The sequence below is a fragment of the Streptomyces sp. NPDC001194 genome, assembly GCF_042896985.1.
In the GTDB taxonomy this organism is placed as follows: Bacteria; Actinomycetota; Actinomycetes; order Streptomycetales; family Streptomycetaceae; genus Streptomyces.
On record NZ_JBIAXU010000002.1, the window covers coordinates 498,797 to 516,201 of the forward strand.

The window sequence follows — 17,405 nt, forward strand, 5'->3', positions numbered from 1 at the left end:
GCTTTCCTATTTTCCCCGTATGCGGCAATTTACCGTCCGCGGTGAGCGGGTAGCGTTCGCGCCGATGAAAGATTCGTACGACAACCAGCCCCCCGAGCCGGCCGAGCCGCCGCTGACGCCGCCCGACGAGCGCGCCTCGCTGCGCGACGGCGTGCGCTTCGCGTTCGGCACGCTCACCGTGCTGCCCGCCCGCATCACCCGCTGGGACCGGCCCGCGGCCCGCACCGGCATGGCCTGCGCGCCGCTCGCCGGGCTCGTCGTGGGCGTGCTCGCGGCCGTGCCCGGAGTCCTGCTGCTGGTCCTGGGCGGCGGCCCGCTGCTCGCGGCGGCCGTCACCGTCGCCGTACCGGCCGCCCTGACGCGGGGGCTGCACCTCGACGGGCTCGCCGACACCGCCGACGGGCTGGGCAGCGCGAAGCCCGCCGAGGCGGCGCTGCGGATCATGAAGCAGTCCGACATCGGCCCCTTCGGGGTGGTGGCGCTGCTGCTGGTGCTGCTGGTCCAGGCCGGGGCGCTGTCGGACCTCTACGCCGAGAGCTGGGTGCACGGGGCCCTGGCGACGGTCATCGCGGCCGTCACCGCCCGGCTGGCCATGACGGTGGCCGCCCGTGACGGCGTGCCGCCGGCCCGCCTCGAGGGGCTGGGGGCCGCGGTCGCCGGGGTGCTCCCCAAGCGCTCGGCCGCAGGGATCGCCGCACTGGTGGCCGCCGCGGCCGGGGTGGCCGCCCTGCCGGTGGGGCCCGGCGCCGCCGTCCAGTGCGCGGGCGCGGTCCTGATCGCCCTGGGCGCGGCGGAGCTCCTGCTCCGGCGGTGCGTACGCCGCTTCGACGGGGTCACGGGGGACGTGTTCGGCGCCCTCGCCGAGATCGCGGGGACCACGGCCCTCGCGGTCCTGGCCCTCGGCTGACACTCCCTGGCCCGCGAGGGGACCGCGTAGGGTGCGGGGCGTGGAAGAGACGCCGACGACCATCAGGGTGCTGCTCGCCGACGACCAGGCCCTGCTCCGCAGCGCGTTCAAGGTGCTGGTCGACTCCGAGCCCGACATGGAGGTCGTCGCGGAGGCCTCCGACGGCGCCCAGGCCTGCGCGCTCGCCCGCGAGACCCGGCCCGACGTCGTCCTCATGGACATCCGGATGCCCGGCACCGACGGGCTCGCCGCCACCCGCATGATCAGCGCCGATCCGGAACTCGCCGCCGTCCGCGTCGTCATGCTGACGACCTTCGAGGTCGACGAGTACGTCGTCCAGTCCCTGCGGGCCGGCGCCTCCGGTTTCCTCGGCAAGGGAGCCGAGCCCGACGAGCTCCTCAACGCCATCCGCGTCGCCGCCGCCGGAGAGGCGCTGCTCTCCCCGGCCGCCACCAAAGGGCTCATCGCCACCTTCCTCGCCCAGGGCGGCGGCGCCGACCCCGCAGCCCCCGCCGCGCACGCCGAGCGGCTCGCCGCACTGACCGTCCGCGAGCGCGAGGTGCTCGTCCACGTCGCCGCGGGCCTGTCCAACGACGAGATCGCCGGACGGCTCGAAGTCAGCCCGCTCACCGTCAAGACCCACGTGAACCGGGCCATGGCCAAGCTGGGCGCCCGCGACCGGGCCCAACTGGTGGTCGTCGCCTACGAATCGGGACTGGTCCGGCCCCGGGCCGACTAGGGCGTGTCCGGCGGGGGCGCGGGCGCGGAGTACGGGCGTGTACTGCGGACGCGGTATGCCATAGATAAGGACGCGGCACCTGGGGGCGACGCAGCGCCGCCCCGGCGTACGGAAGGCTGAAGGCCGGCGGCCTTCAGGCCCCGCCCCGCGCACGCCACTGCAGAGAGATCCCACCCATGTCCTGGCTGTCCCGCTTCAGCCTGGCCCAAAGAGCGCTGATCGGCCTCGTGTCGATCACCGCACTGCTCTTCGGCGCCATAGCCATCCCGCAGCTCAAGCAGCAGCTGCTGCCGTCCATCGAACTGCCGATGGTGTCCGTGCTCGCGCCCTACCAGGGCGCCTCGCCCGACGTGGTGGAGAAGCAGGTCATCGAACCGATCGAGGCCACCCTCAAGGGCGTCGACGGCATCACCGGCATCACCTCCACCGCCAGCGAGGGCAACGCCCTCATCATGGCCAAGTTCGACTACGGCGACGAGGGCACCAAGCAGCTCGTCGCCGACGTCCAGCAGGCCGTGAACCGGGCCCGCGTACGGCTGCCCGCCGAGGTGGACCCGCAGGTCGTGGCCGGCTCCACCGACGACATCCCGACCGTCGTCCTCGCCGTCACCTCGGACAAGGACCAGCAGGCACTCGCCGACCAGCTCAGCCGCTCCGTCGTCCCCGTCCTCGAGGACATCGAGGGCGTCGGCCAGGTCAGCGTCGACGGGGTCCAGGACCTCCAGGTCGCCGTCACCCCCGACAACGCCAAGCTCGCGGCGGCCGGCCTCGACGGCGCCGCCCTCGCCCAGGCCCTCCAGGCGGGCGGCGCCACCGTCCCCGCCGGCTCCTTCGACGAGGCCGGCAAGAACCGGACCGTCCGCGTCGGCGGCGGCTACACCTCCCTCGCCCAGCTCCAGGACCTGCGCCTGAGCACCGGCCCCGGCAAGCCGGCCGTGCGCCTGGCCGACGTCGCCACCGTCACGCAGGAGCCCGCCAAGGCCGTCTCCCTGACCCGCACCAACGGCAAGCCCAGCCTCGCCCTCGTCCTCACCATGGACAAGGACGGCAGCGCGGTGGCGATCTCCGACGCCGTCCAGGACAAGCTGCCCGAGCTGCGCTCCGCACTCGGTGCCGGCGCCGAGCTGACCGTCGTCAGCGACCAGGGGCCGCCCGTCGCCAAGTCCATCTCCGGCCTCACCACCGAGGGCCTGCTCGGCCTGCTCTTCGCGGTGATCGTGATCCTGGTCTTCCTGGCCTCGCTGCGTTCCACGCTGGTCACCGCGGTCTCCATCCCGCTGTCCGTGGTCCTCGCGCTGATCGTGCTGTGGACGCGCGACCTGTCGCTCAACATGCTGACCCTCGGCGCCCTCACCATCGCCATCGGCCGCGTCGTCGACGACTCGATCGTGGTGCTGGAGAACATCAAGCGCCACCTCGGCTACGGCGAGGAGCGCGAGGCGGCGATCGTCGCCGCCGTCAAGGAGGTCGCAGGCGCGGTCACCTCCTCCACGCTCACCACCGTCGCCGTCTTCCTGCCGATCGGCTTCGTCGGCGGCATGGTCGGCGAGTTCTTCGGCCCGTTCTCCCTCACCGTCGCCGCCGCCCTGCTGGCCTCGCTGATCGTCTCCCTGACGGTCGTCCCGGTGCTCTCGTACTGGTTCCTGCGCGCCCCGAAGGGCGTCGACCCGGCGAATGCCGAGAGCGTGGCGAAGGCGCGGCGCGAGGCCGAGGAGAAGGAGGCCAAGAGCCGCCTCCAGGGCTTCTACGTGCGCACCCTGGGCCTGGTCACGCGGCGCCGGATCGCCACCCTGGCCGTCGCGGTCGTCGTCCTCGTCGCCACCTTCGGGATGGCGCCCCTGCTGAAGACCAACTTCTTCGACCAGGGCGAGCAGAGCGTCCTGACGGTCAAGCAGCAGCTGCCCCCGGGCACCTCGCTGAGCGCCTCCGACGCCGCCGCCCGGCGGGTCGAGAAGACCCTGACCGAGGTCAAGGGCGTCAAGGACTACCAGGTCACCGTCGGCTCCTCCGGCTTCCTGGCCGCCTTCGGCGGCGGTACGGGCTCCAACCAGGCCTCGTACCAGGTGACCCTGGAGGACTCCGGCGACTCCGAGGGCGTCAAGAAGCGCATCGAGGACGCCCTCGGCAAGCTCGACGGCATCGGCGACACCAGCATCTCGGCGGGCGGCGGCTTCGGCAGCCAGAACCTGAGCGTGGTCGTCAAGGCCGGCCAGGCGGACGTCCTCGCCAAGGCCGCCGAGCAGGTCCGGGCCGAGGTGGCCACCCTCGACGACGTCACCGACGTGCAGAGCGACCTCTCCCAGTCCGTTCCGCGCATCTCGGTGACCGCCACCCCGAAGGCCGCCGAGGCGGGCCTGAACCAGGCCGCCCTCGGCGCGATCGTCGCCCAGGCCGTACGGGGCACCCCGGCGGGCAAGGCCGTACTGGACAACACCGAGCGGGACATCGTCATCAAGTCCGCGCACCCGGCCGCCACCCTGGCCGAACTGCAGGCGCTCCCCGTCGGCCCGGTCAGGCTCGGCGACGTCGCCGAGGTCAAGGAGGTGCCCGGCCCGGTCTCGATGACCCGGATCGACGGCGCCCGCGCCGCCACGATCACGGCGAAGCCGGTCGGCGACAACACCGGCGCCATCGGCGCCGAGCTCCAGACGAAGATCAAGGCGCTGGACCTGCCCGACGGGGCCACGGCCGTCATCGGCGGTGTCTCCTCCGACCAGGACGACGCGTTCGCCTCCCTGGGCCTGGCCATGCTCGCGGCCATCGCGATCGTGTTCATGCTGCTCGTGGCGACGTTCCGGTCGCTGGTCCAGCCGCTGATCCTGCTGGTGTCGATCCCGTTCGCGGCGACCGGCGCGCTCGGCCTGCTGCTGGTGACCGGCACCCCGCTGGGCGTCCCCGCGATGATCGGCATGCTGATGCTCATCGGCATCGTCGTCACCAACGCGATCGTCCTGATCGACCTGGTCAACCAGTACCGGGCCCAGGGGCTGGGCGTGGTCGAGGCCGTCATCGAGGGCGGCCGGCACCGCCTGCGCCCGATCCTCATGACGGCCCTCGCGACGATCTTCGCGCTGCTCCCGATGGCGCTCGGCGTGACCGGCGAGGGCGGGTTCATCTCGCAGCCGCTCGCGGTGGTCGTGATCGGCGGCCTGGTCAGCTCGACCCTGCTGACGCTGCTCCTGGTGCCGACCCTCTACACGATGATCGAGCTCCGCAAGGAGCGCCGCCGCGCGAAGCGCGAGGCCAGGCGCACGGCCCGCCTGACGGTGGTCCGGGCCCCGGGCGGGTCCTCGGACGAGGAATCCCCGGTCAGGGTCTGACGTACGGTCCGGCGAACGCCGAAGGGCCGCTCCCTCGAACGAGGGGGCGGCCCTTCGGCGTACGGCGGGGCAGGCTACGGGAGGGCGAGCATGCGCTCCAGGGCGAGCTTCGCGAAGCTCTCCGTCTCCTTGTCGACCTGGATCTGGTTGACGAGGTTGCCCTCCGCCAGGGACTCCAGCGTCCACACCAGGTGGGGGAGGTCGATGCGGTTCATCGTCGAGCAGAAGCAGACCGTCTTGTCGAGGAAGACGACCTCCTTGTCCTGCGCGGCGAATCGATTCGCCAGGCGGCGGACGAGGTTCAGCTCGGTGCCGATGGCCCACTTGGAGCCGGCCGGGGCCGCCTCCAGCGCCTTGATGATGTATTCGGTCGAGCCGACGTAGTCCGCGGCCGCGACGACCTCGTGCTTGCACTCGGGGTGGACGAGGACGTTCACGCCGGGGATGCGGGCGCGCACGTCGTTGACCGAGTCCACCGAGAACCGGCCGTGCACGGAGCAGTGGCCGCGCCACAGGATCATCTTGGCGTCGCGCAGCTGCTGGACGGTCAGGCCGCCGTTCGGCTTGTGCGGGTTGTAGAGCACGCAGTCGTCCAGGGACATGCCCATGTCGCGGACGGCGGTGTTGCGGCCCAGGTGCTGGTCCGGCAGGAAGAGCACCTTCTCGCCCTGCTCGAAGGCCCACTCCAGGGCCTTCTTCGCGTTGGAGGAGGTGCAGATGGTGCCGCCGTGCTTGCCGGTGAACGCCTTGATGTCGGCGGAGGAGTTCATGTACGAGACGGGCACCGTCGCGCCGGCTATGCCGGCCTCGGTGAGCACGTCCCAGCACTCGGCGACCTGCTCGGCGGTGGCCATGTCGGCCATCGAACAGCCGGCGGCCAGGTCCGGCAGGACGACCTTCTGGTCGTCGGAGGTCAGGATGTCCGCGGACTCCGCCATGAAGTGGACGCCGCAGAAGACGATGTACTCGGCCTCCGGCTTGGCGGCCGCGTCCTTGGCCAGCTTGAAGGAGTCGCCGGTGACGTCGGCGAACTCGATCACCTCGTCACGCTGGTAGTGGTGGCCGAGGATGAAGACCTTGTCCCCGAGCTTCTCCTTGGCCGCGCGGGCGCGCGCGACCAGGTCCGGGTCCGACGGCGACGGCAGGTCGCCGGGGCACTCCACCCCGCGCTCGCTCTTGGGGTCGGCCTCACGGCCGAGCAGCAGCAGGGCAAGGGGCGTCGGCTGGACGTCCAAAGGCTGGGCGGTGGTCACGACACGCACCCTTTCTGTTCCGCGACAAGGGACTTCCGAAGCAGGGCTCCTGAAGTCGGATTCGACTTCTCGTCTATTTGACGTTATCTATGATAGCCGCTTCACGTCACTTTGACGATGCCGATAGTGTCGATGTGACGAATTCGCCCGGAACGAAGCTCCGGGTCCGTCAGGTCCACCTCCCCGCGCCGGTGTGCGAGCATGGAAATCTGAAACATGCGTCGGGTCCGGAATGAATCCGCGGCCCCGCTCGTTGCCATCGACGGCAAGAGTCCGACGTTTCCCCGCCTTGGGTGGGGAGCCGCCCACTTCGGGAGTGAATGCAGATGTCCGTACAGGACGACAAGACCACTGTGAGCGACGGCATCCTCCTGTCCGACGCCGCCGCCGAGAAGGTCAGGACCCTGCTGGAGCAGGAAGGCCGCGATGACCTTGCGCTCCGCGTCGCCGTCCAGCCCGGCGGCTGCTCCGGCCTGCGCTACCAGCTCTTCTTCGACGAGCGCTCCCTCGACGGCGACGTCGTCAAGGACTTCGACGGCGTGAAGGTCGTCACGGACCGGATGAGCTCCCCGTACCTGCACGGTGCCTCGATCGACTTCGTCGACACCATCGAGAAGCAGGGCTTCACGATCGACAACCCCAACGCCACCGGCTCCTGCGCCTGCGGCGACTCCTTCAGCTAGGCCTGGAGCGAGCACGGACACACGGGAGGCCCCCGGCGCCATGGGCGCCGGGGGCCTCCCGTGTGCGTCGGGCTACTGCCGGGGGAGCGGCTTGCCCGAGGTCGCGTCGATCACCTTGCGCTCGCCCAGCGGCTGCTGGAGCGTCGCCGACACGGTCATGTCCTGGGCGAGCATGATGCAGGCCCGGCCCGGCTCGTTCGGGGTGTCCGTGATCCGCACCGTCACCGATCCGGCCTCCTCGCGCGCCTCCAGGGCGTAGGTGCTGCACACCCCGCCCCAGAAGTTCACGGTCAGCTTCCGGTCGGCCTCCTGGTACGAGGCCCCCGGCACGGTCCGGCCGCCCTTGGGGGCCGACGGCAGGGCCGCGGCGTCCTCGCCGGCCGGCTGGGCCACCGTACGGCCGGGCCCGCCGTTGCTGCCCGCCACCTCGAACAGCCAGGCCGGGACCAGGCCGCGCGCCCCGTCCACGGTCCCCGGAGCCAGCCCGAGCACCGCCCCCTTCACCGTCTCGGTCCGCGGCGGCTTCATCGGCCGCGGCTCCGGGTTGCAGGGCGGCGTGTCCCCGGGGCCGACCGGGGTGTCCGCGGTCAGCGGGACCGAGGTCGCGCAGCCGCTGGGCCCCGGGTCCGTACCGCCGGATCCGGCCGAGGACCGGTTCAGCCGGGCCAGCGCCTCCACGGCCCCGACCACCGGCCGCTCCGCCGCGCGCACGGGCGCCTTCAGCTCGCCGCCGGCCGCCACCACCCGGGAGTCCGCGCCCACGCTGATCTTCGTGGACCAGCCCTGGGTGGCCAGTCCGTCGATCACCGGGTCGGCCGTCACCACGCGTACGGAGCCCTGCGTGACCCGGGCGTCCACCTTGGCCCCGCTCTGGCCGAGCGCCGCGAGCACCGGGGCGGCCGCGGCCTTGGCGGCCTCCTCGCCCACCGGGGTGCCGCCCGCGGCGGGCGCACCGCCGTTGCCGTCGGCGCCGTCCGCCCCGGGGAGGGTGGCCGGGCCGCAGGTGTCCTTGCCGCGCTTGCAGTCGTCACCGGCCCCGCCGGTCCCCTGGCCCCCCGTGCCTCGGAACTGCGAGAAGTTCCAGGTCCCGGGGGCCTTGTGGTTCACCGTGAGCCGGGGCCCGGAGCCGTCGCCGCCCTCACCGGCCACCCAGGTCTCCCCGCTGAGCCGCGGGGTGCCCGGGAGGCCGAGGGCCGTCGCGAGCCGCGCCGCCTCCTCCGCGCTCACCTCGCCGGTCGCGGCGTAGGACGGCGCGGTCGCCGGGGCGTCGGGGAGCTTCACGTCGGCCCGGTACGTCACCCCGCCGCCGTGCGGGTCCGGCTCTCCCGGGGCGATGCCCGGTCCGGAGGGGTTCGGCGCGACGCGGGGCGCCGAGGCCGTGCTGTCACCCGTACGGGCGCCCGCCTTGCCGTCGCCGGAGGCGGCCGACGCCCAGTACGCCGTACCGCCGCCCGCGAGCAGGACGGCGGCCGCGATCGAGCCGATGGCCCAGGCCGGCCGCCGTCGTGTGCCGCGTGATGTGTCGGGTTGTTCGGTGGTCACCGCTTGCTCCTTCGCCCTCGCCGCAGTGGCTGATGCGGCTGTGACGGAACAGACGGCGAACCGGTTCCCCGGTCCCCTGTCCCCGTATCCGGCTAGTCCCCGTACTCGGCCGTCGAGGCGATCAGGCGGGCCGAGGCCGGCGGGACGCTGATCCCGTGGATCTGCGAGGGCGCCACCCGGTCCGGCCGGGGGTCCGCCGGGACCGCCCAGTGCGGGGCCATCCTGGCGCAGTCGCCCAGCAGCCGTGCGAAGCCGGGCCGCGTGTCGCAGGCGCCCTTCTCGGCGCCGTCCTTGGGCGTACCCGTGTACCCGAAACCATCGGTGTAGGTCATGGGGGCACGGTAGGCACGGCTCGGCGGGCGAAGAAAGACCTACTACGGGGTAGTTTCGTGCGGTCGGCGACCGGGCAGCGACCGGGTAGTTTTGACTGTCCCCCTCGCCGTCCTCCGCAGGAGCGTCCACGCCGTGCGTATCGCAGTCACCGGCTCCATCGCCACCGACCACCTCATGACCTTCCCCGGCCGCTTCGCCGACCAGCTCGTCGCGGACCAGCTGCACACGGTCTCCCTCTCCTTCCTCGTCGACAACCTCGACGTACGCCGGGGCGGCGTCGGCCCGAACATCTGCTTCGGCATGGGCCAGCTCGGCACCCGCCCGATCCTCGTCGGCGCGGCCGGGTACGACTTCGACGAGTACCGCGCGTGGCTGGACCGGCACGGCGTCGACACCGAGTCCGTGCGGATCTCCGAGGTGCTGCACACCGCGCGCTTCGTGTGCACCACGGACGCCGACCACAACCAGATCGGCTCCTTCTACACGGGCGCGATGAGCGAGGCCCGCCTGATCGAGCTGAAGGCCGTCGCCGACCGGGTGGGCGGGCTCGACCTCGTCCTCATCGGCGCCGACGACCCCGAGGCGATGCTGCGCCACACGGAGGAGTGCCGGACGCGGGGGATCCCGTTCGCCGCCGACTTCTCGCAGCAGATCGCCCGCATGGACGGCGAGAACATCCGCACGCTGATGGAGGGCGCGACGTACCTCTTCTCGAACGAGTACGAGAAGGGCCTGATCGAGTCGAAGTCCGGCTGGACGGACGCGGAGATCCTGGGCAAGGTCGGCACGCGCGTGACCACGCTGGGCTCGCGGGGCGTGCGGATCGAGCGGGTCGGCGAGGAGCCGATCGTGGTCGGCTGCCCGGACGAGACGGCGAAGGTGGACCCGACGGGCGTCGGCGACGCGTTCCGCGCCGGGTTCCTGACCGGTCTCGGGTGGGGCGTGGGCCTGGAGCGGGCGGCGCAGATCGGCTGCATGCTGGCCACCCTCGTGATCGAGACGCTGGGCACGCAGGAGTACACCCTGGCCCGTGCCCACTTCATGGAGCGCTTCACGAAGGCGTACGGCGAGGACGCCGCCTCCGAGGTCCGCGCCCACCTCGCGGCGTAGCCCCCGATCCCTCGGACGCCGGCGGGGCTGCGGGTCAGACCCGCCGGCGGACCGTGTACGCGACCCCCGCCGGGCGCGGGGCCTCGCCCTCGTAGGTGTGGCCGCGCATCGCGCACCAGGCCGGGATGTCCAGGCGGGCCACCTCGTCGTCCGACAGGACGGTGACGGTGCCGCCGACCGGGACCGAGCCGATCGCCCGGGCCAGCTCGATCACCGGCTGCGGGCAGCGCAGCCCCAGGGCGTCGATCTCCAGCGCGTCCGACACCGGCGCCACGGCCGCCGGTTCGCCGGCGCCGAGCGTGGCGCGGACCCCCGCCACCACCCCCGGCAGGACCTCCAGGAAGCCGTTCACCTCCTGTGCCGTGGTCCCCGGCGGCAGGGAGACCCGTACGTTCCCCTCCGACAGCACGCCCATCGCCCGGAGCACATGACTCGGGGTCAGCGTGGAGCTCGTGCAGGAGGAGCCGGAGGAGACGGAGTAGCCCGCCCGGTCCAACTCGTGCAGCAGCGTCTCGCCGTCGACGTACAGGCAGGAGAACGTGACCAGGTGCGGCAGCCGCCGCTCCGGGTCGCCGACCACCTCCACGTCGGGCACCAGCCGGGCCACGCGCCGCCGGATGCGGTCCACCAGGATCCGCAGCCGGGCCGCCTCCGCCTCCGCCTCGGCCCGTACGGCGCGCAGCGAGGCCGCCGCCGCCACGACGGCCGGGAGGTTCACGAAGCCGGGGGAGCGCCCCGACTCCCTTTCGTCCGCGGGGAATTGGGGGGAGAAGCGGACGCCCTTGCGGACCGCCAGCAGCCCGACCCCTGCCGGTCCGCCCCATTTGTGCGCACTCGCGGTGAGCACCGACCAGCCGCCCTCCACCGGGCCCCAGCCCAGCGACTGCGCCGCGTCCACGAGCAGCGGCACCCCGGCCGCCGCGCAGACCTCGGCCACTTCCGCCACCGGCTGGACGGTGCCGACCTCGTGGTTGGCCGACTGGAGGCAGGCCAGGGCCGTCGACGCGTCCAGCGCGCAGGCGTACCCGGTCGCGGACACCGCGCCCGCGCGGTCCACCGGGACGTGGGTCACCGTCCCGCCGCCGGCCTCGTGCGCGTCCGCGGCGTGGAGTACAGAACTGTGTTCGACCGCCGATACGACCAGATGACCGCCGACGCGCCGGCGCCCGGCGAGCGCTCCCGCGACCCCCGTGTGAACCGCGTGCGTCCCCGAAGGAGTGAACACGAGCTCGTCGGGGCGGCAGCCCACGGCCTCCGCCGCCGCCTCGCGCGCCGCGTCCAGCAGCAGCCGGGCGCGCCGGCCCTCCCGGTAGAGCCGGGCGGGGTCCGCCCAGCCCTCGTCCAGGGAGGCCTGCAACGCCTGCCGGGCCACGGGGTGCAGGGGAGCGGCGGACGCGGTGTCGAAGTACGGCATCGGGCCACGCTAACCGGCGCCCGGGGGCGTTCGAGGTCAGGGGCCGTCAGATGCTCTCCGGAGGCCGCCATTCAGGGGGTGTTGGGCCGTCCCCCGTACGGCGGATCCATCCCTTCGGGGGCAGTAGCGGCGCGTTGGGCACCCTCCCCGCGCGACCCCAAATAGCGTCCAGTAGGGTTTGGTCCGCATAAACATCCAAACCCCTGCCTGCGTCAGGGCCGGCGACCGACCCGAATACGGCCGCGGCCGGCCGCGCGGGCCGAGACTCTCGGGAAGGCGCTACGTGAGTCCCTACGGCTCCGACCGCTCGCCGCGGCGCCCGATGCGGCGGAAGCTGCTGCAGGCGCTGACTGCGGGCGCGGTCCTGGCGACCGCCACTGGTTGCTCGTACAACTGGCAAGACTTCCCCCGGCTCGGAATGCCCTATCCGGTCACGGAGGAGGCGCCTCGCATCCTGTCCCTGTGGCAGGGGTCGTGGGCAGCTGCCCTCATCACGGGCATCCTGGTCTGGGGCCTGATCATCTGGAGCATCATCTTCCACCGGCGCAGCCGGACGAAGGTGGAGGTCCCCCCGCAGACCCGGTACAACATGCCCATCGAGGCGCTGTACACCGTGGTCCCGCTCATCATCGTCTCGGTGCTCTTCTACTTCACCGCGCGTGACGAGTCGAAGCTGCTCGCCCTCACCCCGAAGCCGGCTCACACGATCAACGTGATCGGTTTCCAGTGGAGCTGGGGCTTCAACTACGTCGAGAACGTCGACGGAGATGCGGCGACCCCGAAGGCCGGCGAGGTCCCCAAGGAGCTCGCCAACATCCCGGACCGCTTCACCAAGGACTTCCCCGCGGGCGCCGAGGGCGTCTACGAGAAGGGCGTTCCCGGCGACCGGAACCTGGAGACGGGCGACCCGGGGCCGACCCTCTGGCTCCCCAAGGGCGAGAAGGTCCGCTTCATCCTGTCGTCGAACGACGTCATCCACTCCTTCTGGGTGGTTCCCTTCCTGTTCAAGCAGGACGTGATCCCGGGCCACACCAACGTCTTCGAGGTCACCCCCTCCGAAGAGGGCGTCTTCATGGGCAAGTGCGCCGAGCTCTGCGGCGTCGACCACTCCCGGATGCTCTTCAACGTCAAGGTCGTCTCGCCCGAGGCCTACCGGGCGCACCTCAAGGAACTGGCCGAGAAGGGGCAGACCGGCTTCCTCCCGGCCGGCATCAAGCAGACTGACCCGGCCCGGAATGCGGAGACGAACAAACTGTGAGCATCCTCAACGAATCTCAGGGTGCCGCCGCCGACTCGTATGAAAACGAGCTGCCGGTACGGCGCAAGCAGCCGGGCAATGTCGTCGTGAAGTGGCTGACCACTACCGACCACAAGACCATCGGCACGATGTACCTGGTCACGTCGTTCGTGTTCTTCCTCATCGGCGGCCTGCTGGCGCTCTTCATGCGCGCCGAGCTGGCTCGTCCGGGCACGCAGATCATGTCGAACGAGCAGTTCAACCAGGCGTTCACCATGCATGGCACGATCATGCTGCTGATGTTCGCCACCCCGCTCTTCGCGGGCTTCGCGAACTGGATCATGCCGCTGCAGATCGGCGCGCCCGACGTGGCGTTCCCGCGGCTGAACATGTTCGCGTACTGGCTGTACCTCTTCGGCTCGACCATCGCGGTGGCCGGCTTCGTGACGCCGAACGGCGCCGCCGACTTCGGCTGGTTCGCCTACTCCCCGCTGTCGGACGCGGTCCGCTCGCCGGGCATCGGCGCCGACATGTGGATCATGGGTCTGGCCTTCTCCGGCTTCGGCACGATCCTCGGCTCGGTCAACTTCATCACCACGATCATCTGCATGCGCGCCCCCGGCATGACGATGTTCCGCATGCCGATCTTCACCTGGAACGTGCTGCTGACCGGTGTCCTGGTCCTGCTCGCCTTCCCGGTGCTGGCCGCCGCGCTCTTCGCGCTGGAGGCCGACCGCAAGTTCGGCGCCCACGTATTCGACGCCTCCAACGGCGGCGCATTGCTGTGGCAACACCTCTTCTGGTTCTTCGGGCATCCAGAGGTGTACATCATCGCGCTGCCGTTCTTCGGAATCATTTCCGAGATCATCCCGGTCTTCGCCCGCAAGCCGATGTTCGGCTACATCGGCCTGATCGCCGCGACGATCTCGATCGCCGGCCTCTCCGTGACCGTGTGGGCCCACCACATGTACGTCACCGGCGGCGTGCTGCTTCCGTTCTTCTCCTTCATGACCTTCCTGATCGCGGTACCGACCGGTGTGAAGTTCTTCAACTGGATCGGCACCATGTGGAAGGGCTCGCTGTCCTTCGAGACCCCGATGCTCTGGACGATCGGCTTCCTGATCACCTTCACCTTCGGTGGTCTGACCGGCGTCATCCTGGCCTCGCCCCCGATGGACTTCCACGTCTCCGACTCGTACTTCGTCGTCGCGCACTTCCACTACGTCGTCTTCGGCACCGTGGTGTTCGCGATGTTCGCCGGCTTCCACTTCTGGTGGCCGAAGTTCACGGGCAAGATGCTGGACGAGCGCCTCGGCAAGATCACCTTCTGGACGCTGTTCATCGGCTTCCACGGCACGTTCCTGGTGCAGCACTGGCTGGGCGCCGAGGGCATGCCGCGCCGTTACGCGGACTACCTCGCGGCCGACGGCTTCACCGCCCTGAACACGATCTCGACGATCAGCTCGTTCCTGCTGGGCATGTCGATGCTGCCGTTCATGTACAACGTCTGGAAGACGGCGAAGTACGGCAAGAAGGTCGAGGTCGACGACCCGTGGGGTTACGGCCGTTCGCTCGAGTGGGCGACGTCCTGCCCGCCGCCGCGGCACAACTTCCTCACCCTGCCGCGCATCCGTTCGGAGTCGCCGGCGTTCGACCTGCACCACCCTGAGATCGCAGCCCTCGACCACCTCGAGGACCACAGCGTCGCCGCCAAGGCCGTCACCGGTGGCAAGGAGGCCGACAAGTGAAGATCCAGGGCAAGATGTTCCTCTGGCTCTCCTTCTTCATCCTGATCATGGCCGTCGTGTACGGCGTGTGGTCGAAGGAGCCCGTCGGTACCACCGCGCTCTTCCTGGCCTTCGGCCTGAGCGTCATGATCGGCTACTACCTGGCCTTCACGGCCAAGCGCGTCGACGAGATGGCCCAGGACAACCTGGAGGCCGACGTCGCCGACGAGGCGGGCGAGCTGGGGTTCTTCTCCCCGCACAGCTGGCAGCCGCTCTCGCTGGCGATCGGTGGCGCCTTCGCCTTCATGGGCGTCATCTTCGGCTGGTGGCTCATGTACTTCTCCGCTCCGCTGATCCTGATCGGTCTGTGGGGCTGGGTGTACGAGTACTACCGCGGTGAGAACCAGAACCAGTAGGACCGCAGCACCGAGACAAGGCCAGGGGCCCGGACACCTCCAATGGAGGAGTCCGGGCCCCTCGTTTGCAGTCACCCCGCGCGCAGCAATGGTCATACCTTCATAGCGTGGGCTCCATGAACCACTCACCGCGTCTTTGGACGGTAGTCAGCTGCTCTGTGCTGGTGGCGTCCCTCGGGGCCGGCGCCACCGCTTGCGGGCCCGGGGACAACCCGCTGTCCGCCCGCCCGTACGACGCGGGCGACCAGGTCGTCTTCAACCAGCCGCCCGGCAAGCGGCCCGTCGACCCCGAGAAGCCCTTGGAGATCACCGCCAAGGGCACCGGCGGCAGCCGGATCACCGACGTGTCCGCCGTGGACGCCCAGGGGCGCCGCCTCGCGGGCGAGCTGAGCGCCAAGGGCGACCGCTGGCACAGCACCGCCCCGATGGCCGCCGGCGCCCATTACACGGTCCTGGTGAACACCGAGGACGAGCGAGGCGCTCCGGGGCAGCGCAGGCTGACGTTCGAGACGACTCCGGCCGAGAAGGTCCTCAAGGTCGAATTCGGCCCGGACGAGGGCAAGTACGGCGTCGGACAGCCCCTCACGGCCGTACTCAACGAGCCCATCACGGACAAGGCCGCCCGGGCGATCGTGGAGCGGGGCCTGGTCGTCAGCACGCCGGCGGGCGTCGAGGGCGCCTGGCACTGGGTGGACGACAAGAACCTGCACTTCCGTCCCAAGGACTACTGGCCCGCGCACTCCACCGTCTCCGTACGGAGCAATCTGGAGGGCATCAAGATCACCGATGAGCTCCACGGGGCCGCCGCCACGCCGTTGACGCTGGAGATCGGGGACCGCGTCGAGGTCACCACGGACGCCTCCGCGCACTACCTGACGTTCGAGCGCAACGGAGAAGTGATCAACACCATTCCGGTGACCACCGGAAAGCCCGGCTTCTCCACCCGCAACGGGGTCAAGGTGGTGCTCGGCAAGCAGTACTTCGTCCAGATGCGCGGCGACACCGTGGGCATCGGCGGCAGCGAGTACTACAACCTGCCCGTCTACTACGCGACCCGCGTCACCTGGAGTGGTGAATACGTGCACGCCGCGCCGTGGTCCCTGGAGTCACAGGGCTCGGAGAACGTCAGCCACGGCTGCACCGGCATGAGCACGAGCAACGCCGCCTGGTTCTACGAGAACATCACCGAGGGCGACATCGTCCGGGTGATCAACAGTATCGGCGATGACATGGAGCCCTTCGGCAACGGCTTCGGCGACTGGAACCTGGACTGGAAGGAGTGGCGCGACGGCAGCGCCCTCCTCAAGGGCACCCAGGAAGGCCGCAGTCCGATGGACCAGGCCCGGCTGCGTCCCCAGGTCTGAGCCCGGCGGGCCCGCGCTCCGGGCGCGGGCCCGGGAGGCCGCGGTGACCGACGCCGGCGTACCGGAATCCGCACGTACGGATGACGGCGCGCCGGCGTCGGCCGTACGTCACGCGGCCGACGACAGCCGGGAACGCACCAGGCCCGCCAGGGCGTCGGCGAACTCCACCGGGTCGACCGGAAGGGTCACCGCCGCGTCCGCGCGGCTCCAGGTGGCCAGCCAGGCGTCCTGCGGACGCCCCATCAGCAGCAGTACCGGCGGGCACCGGAAGATCTCGTCCTTGATCTGCCGGCACACGCCCATGCCGCCGGCCGGGACGGCCTCGCCGTCCAGCACGCACACGTCGATCCCGCCCGCGTCCAGCTCGCTCAGGACGGCCGGGAGCGTGGCGCATTCCACGAACTCGACCGGTGGCAGGTCCGCGGCCGGCCGGCGCCCGGCCGCCAGCCGCACCTGCTCGCGGGTGCTCGCGTCGTCGCTGTAGACCAGAACCCGTGCAGTCGACCGCATTTCGTTCCTCCACGGTGCCGTGAATCACGTTGATGTTGCGCGGGATGCTACTCCGTCCGACCCGGTGTCAACATCGGTTCGGACAGCCTCGCCGATGGAGGTCCCCGGGCCGATCTGATGGGCCGTTCGGGCCTTGCACACGCCCCTGACACTCCGAACGGCACCCCCCGGGGTGAGGGCGGGATAAGCGACCGACATAATGTCGGTCGTGGCGACAGCAACGACAGTAGATACCGGGCACGCGCACCCGACGGTCAACCGGCCGAACCTCGTCAGCGTCGGAACCATCATCTGGTTGAGTTCCGAGCTGATGTTCTTCGCGGCCCTCTTCGCGATGTACTTCACCCTGCGATCCGTGACAGGTGCCGAGTACTGGTCAGAGCAGGCTTCGGCCTTGAATCTGCCCTTCTCGGCGACGAACACGACGATCCTGGTGCTTTCCTCCCTCACCTGCCAGCTCGGCGTATTCGCCGCCGAGCGCGGTGACGTGAAGAAGCTCCGGTCGTGGTTCATGATCACATTCGTCATGGGTGCGATCTTCATTGGCGGCCAGGTGTTCGAGTACACCGAGCTGGTCAAGCACGAGGGCATGTCTCTCAAGTCAGGTCCGTACGGCTCGGTGTTCTACCTGACCACCGGCTTCCACGGTCTGCACGTGACGGGCGGTCTCATCGCCTTCCTGCTGGTCCTCGGCCGGACGTACGCGGCCAAGAGGTTCACCCACGAACAGGCCACGTCGGCCATCGTCGTGTCCTACTACTGGCACTTCGTCGATGTCGTCTGGATCGGCCTCTTCGCGACGATCTACCTGATCAAGTAGCGAACACGTCACCGGGCCAGACCCGGCACT

Annotated in this window: 15 protein-coding genes; 10 read left to right on the top strand and 5 right to left on the bottom strand. The window is 70.6% G+C overall.

The features are described 5' to 3' along the window. Nucleotides 1–64: 64 nt before the first annotated feature. The 3 genes from ACFY1T_RS06990 (at nt 65) to ACFY1T_RS07000 (ending at nt 4,966) form a co-directional block, all read left to right on the top strand. Nucleotides 65–907, top strand: a complete 843-nt coding sequence (locus tag ACFY1T_RS06990; RefSeq protein ID WP_390787295.1) for an adenosylcobinamide-GDP ribazoletransferase — start codon at nt 65–67, stop codon at nt 905–907. Nucleotides 908–947: 40 nt separating this feature from the next. Then, nucleotides 948–1,646: a response regulator transcription factor gene (locus ACFY1T_RS06995; protein ID WP_030863474.1), complete on the top strand. Its 699-nt coding sequence runs from the start codon at nt 948–950 to the stop codon at nt 1,644–1,646. A 176-nt stretch (nt 1,647–1,822) separates the two neighbouring features. Further along, complete coding sequence (locus tag ACFY1T_RS07000) at nt 1,823–4,966, top strand: efflux RND transporter permease subunit (RefSeq protein ID WP_390787296.1); 3,144 nt, start codon at nt 1,823–1,825, stop codon at nt 4,964–4,966. Nucleotides 4,967–5,040: 74 nt separating this feature from the next. On the opposite strand, the gene nadA is transcribed toward ACFY1T_RS07000, so the two are convergent. After that, nucleotides 5,041–6,228: a quinolinate synthase NadA gene (nadA, locus tag ACFY1T_RS07005; protein WP_390787297.1), complete on the bottom strand. Its 1,188-nt coding sequence runs from the start codon at nt 6,226–6,228 to the stop codon at nt 5,041–5,043. Between the two features lie 317 nt (nt 6,229–6,545). Between nadA and erpA the strand changes: the two genes are divergently transcribed. Continuing rightward, the gene (erpA, locus tag ACFY1T_RS07010; protein WP_030010511.1) at nt 6,546–6,902 is read left to right on the top strand and encodes an iron-sulfur cluster insertion protein ErpA; all 357 of its coding nucleotides are present in this window, start codon (nt 6,546–6,548) and stop codon (nt 6,900–6,902) included. Between the two features lie 72 nt (nt 6,903–6,974). On the opposite strand, the gene ACFY1T_RS07015 is transcribed toward erpA, so the two are convergent. Together ACFY1T_RS07015 and ACFY1T_RS07020 are read right to left on the bottom strand one after the other, a co-directional pair. Continuing rightward, nucleotides 6,975–8,444, bottom strand: coding sequence for a hypothetical protein (locus ACFY1T_RS07015; RefSeq protein ID WP_390787298.1), 1,470 nt, complete (start codon nt 8,442–8,444; stop codon nt 6,975–6,977). 92 nt (nt 8,445–8,536) lie between these two features. After that, a complete protein-coding gene (locus ACFY1T_RS07020) occupies nt 8,537–8,776 on the bottom strand; it encodes a hypothetical protein (protein WP_390787299.1) in 240 nt (79 codons plus the stop codon). Nucleotides 8,777–8,909: 133 nt separating this feature from the next. On the opposite strand from ACFY1T_RS07020, the gene ACFY1T_RS07025 reads away from it, so the two are divergent. Next, nucleotides 8,910–9,887, top strand: a complete 978-nt coding sequence (locus ACFY1T_RS07025; protein ID WP_030863490.1) for a carbohydrate kinase family protein — start codon at nt 8,910–8,912, stop codon at nt 9,885–9,887. Nucleotides 9,888–9,921: 34 nt separating this feature from the next. On the opposite strand, the gene ACFY1T_RS07030 is transcribed toward ACFY1T_RS07025, so the two are convergent. Further along, nucleotides 9,922–11,301 (bottom strand): cysteine desulfurase/sulfurtransferase TusA family protein, encoded by a 1,380-nt coding sequence (locus tag ACFY1T_RS07030; protein ID WP_390787300.1) that lies wholly within the window; start codon nt 11,299–11,301, stop codon nt 9,922–9,924. A gap of 283 nt (nt 11,302–11,584) precedes the next feature. Here ACFY1T_RS07030 and coxB point away from each other — a divergent pair, with 283 nt between their 5' ends. From coxB to ACFY1T_RS07050, 4 genes are all read left to right on the top strand, one after another. Then, nucleotides 11,585–12,559, top strand: coding sequence for a cytochrome c oxidase subunit II (coxB, locus tag ACFY1T_RS07035; RefSeq protein WP_030863495.1), 975 nt, complete (start codon nt 11,585–11,587; stop codon nt 12,557–12,559). Further along, entirely contained in the window at nt 12,556–14,286 is a 1,731-nt protein-coding gene (ctaD, locus tag ACFY1T_RS07040; RefSeq protein WP_030863497.1) for a cytochrome c oxidase subunit I, read from the top strand. The genes coxB and ctaD overlap by 4 nt, the downstream gene beginning before the upstream one ends. After that, entirely contained in the window at nt 14,283–14,681 is a 399-nt protein-coding gene (locus tag ACFY1T_RS07045; protein WP_030863499.1) for a cytochrome c oxidase subunit 4, read from the top strand. Before ctaD ends, ACFY1T_RS07045 begins: the two co-directional genes overlap by 4 nt. A gap of 116 nt (nt 14,682–14,797) precedes the next feature. Beyond that, complete coding sequence (locus ACFY1T_RS07050; protein WP_390787301.1) at nt 14,798–16,045, top strand: Ig-like domain-containing protein; 1,248 nt, start codon at nt 14,798–14,800, stop codon at nt 16,043–16,045. Nucleotides 16,046–16,153: 108 nt separating this feature from the next. Here the strand turns inward: ACFY1T_RS07050 and ACFY1T_RS07055 are convergent, their stop codons facing one another. Continuing rightward, nucleotides 16,154–16,555: a hypothetical protein gene (locus ACFY1T_RS07055; protein WP_030863504.1), complete on the bottom strand. Its 402-nt coding sequence runs from the start codon at nt 16,553–16,555 to the stop codon at nt 16,154–16,156. 199 nt (nt 16,556–16,754) lie between these two features. Here ACFY1T_RS07055 and ACFY1T_RS07060 point away from each other — a divergent pair, with 199 nt between their 5' ends. Beyond that, nucleotides 16,755–17,375 carry a heme-copper oxidase subunit III gene (locus ACFY1T_RS07060; protein ID WP_030863506.1) on the top strand — a complete coding sequence of 207 codons (621 nt, stop codon included), beginning with the start codon at nt 16,755–16,757 and terminating at the stop codon, nt 17,373–17,375. Nucleotides 17,376–17,405: the final 30 nt, after the last annotated feature.

Excerpts from the sequence above, each read along its gene's own strand:
- ACFY1T_RS06990 (WP_390787295.1), top strand. The coding sequence starts at position 65 with ATGAAAGATTCGTACGACAACCAGCCCCCCGAGCCGGCCGAGCCGCCG.
- ACFY1T_RS07000 (WP_390787296.1), top strand. The coding sequence starts at position 1,823 with ATGTCCTGGCTGTCCCGCTTCAGCCTGGCCCAAAGAGCGCTGATCGGC.
- erpA (WP_030010511.1), top strand. The coding sequence starts at position 6,546 with ATGTCCGTACAGGACGACAAGACCACTGTGAGCGACGGCATCCTCCTG.
- ACFY1T_RS07020 (WP_390787299.1), bottom strand. The coding sequence starts at position 8,776 with ATGACCTACACCGATGGTTTCGGGTACACGGGTACGCCCAAGGACGGC.
- ACFY1T_RS07030 (WP_390787300.1), bottom strand. The coding sequence starts at position 11,301 with ATGCCGTACTTCGACACCGCGTCCGCCGCTCCCCTGCACCCCGTGGCC.
- ACFY1T_RS07050 (WP_390787301.1), top strand. The coding sequence starts at position 14,798 with ATGAACCACTCACCGCGTCTTTGGACGGTAGTCAGCTGCTCTGTGCTG.
- ACFY1T_RS07055 (WP_030863504.1), bottom strand. The coding sequence starts at position 16,555 with ATGCGGTCGACTGCACGGGTTCTGGTCTACAGCGACGACGCGAGCACC.
- ACFY1T_RS07060 (WP_030863506.1), top strand. The coding sequence starts at position 16,755 with ATGTCGGTCGTGGCGACAGCAACGACAGTAGATACCGGGCACGCGCAC.